This window comes from Pseudoalteromonas sp. S3260 (genome assembly GCF_005886925.1).
In the GTDB taxonomy this organism is placed as follows: Bacteria; Pseudomonadota; Gammaproteobacteria; order Enterobacterales; family Alteromonadaceae; genus Pseudoalteromonas; species Pseudoalteromonas tetraodonis.
Genome location: NZ_PNCV01000202.1, coordinates 1 through 582 on the forward strand (window position 1 = coordinate 1; position 582 = coordinate 582).

Annotated in this window: 1 protein-coding gene; it reads left to right on the forward strand. The window is 40.7% G+C overall.

Annotated elements, in window-relative coordinates; genetic code table 11:
- Positions 1-544, forward strand: a 544-nt coding sequence (locus CWC14_RS18180) for an integrase core domain-containing protein (protein ID WP_138564298.1), incomplete at its 5' end; no start/stop codon positions are given.
- Positions 545-582: the final 38 nt, after the last annotated feature.

Sequence of the window (582 nt, forward strand, 5' to 3'; positions counted from 1 at the left end):
TCGAAAGGTTGTTGGCTGGCAAGTTTACGACACACAGTTAAGTGAATTAGCCGCAGATTTAATGAAGGATATTTGCAGTCGGGAGCAAATAAAGCGCGAGCAAGTTACGTTACACTCAGATAATGGTAGCCCAATGAAAGGCGCGACATTACTGGCAACATTACAGGAGTTAGGGATTGTGCCATCATTTAGTCGACCGTCAGTAAGTAATGATAATCCATACTCTGAGTCGTTATTTAAAACGTTAAAGTATCGCCCAGAATACCCAGAAAAGGCATTTGAAGATATAAGCGCAGCAAGAGAATGGGTAAGTGGGTTCGTTGATTGGTACAATAATGAGCACCTACACAGTGGTATAAAATTTGTGACGCCAAACCAACGTCATTCAGGTTTAGATAAAGAAATATTAGCTAAGCGTCAGCAGGTAAACGACGCAGCTAAATTGAATAACCCAAGTCGTTGGTCAGGAAAGTCACGAGACTGGTCAATGATAAATGAAGTAAATTTAAACCCTGAGAAAAAAGAAGAAATGCGGGCGGCATAAAATTTAACTTGAGGCGACAACTAACTTGAAAAACTCCG